The following is a 203-nucleotide window of genomic DNA, read 5'->3' on the forward strand; positions in this document are numbered from 1 at the left end:
TTAGCCGACTCTTCACCTTGCAGAGCCTTATCTAGTACCTCTTTAACCGAGGCCTTGTAATCATCGGTGATAAACCCCGCCACCAGATCTTTTCCCATGACATCAATCTTAGCAAAGCCAGTGAGCTGCTCGGCGCGCTGGTTCCATTCGTTCACCAGACCCGCGGCATCAATCCCAAAAATAGGGGCATTGGCCGTATCGAT

At 51.2% G+C, this 203-nt stretch carries 1 protein-coding gene; it reads right to left on the bottom strand.

Features of this window, described 5'->3' with window-relative positions:
* A partial coding sequence (locus tag H4J52_RS10330; protein WP_182224611.1) for a PAS domain-containing protein occupies positions 1–203 on the bottom strand: 203 nt, incomplete at both ends.

The sequence above is a fragment of the Colwellia sp. MB02u-14 genome (assembly GCF_014076915.1).
Lineage (GTDB): Bacteria > Pseudomonadota > Gammaproteobacteria > Enterobacterales > Alteromonadaceae > Colwellia_A.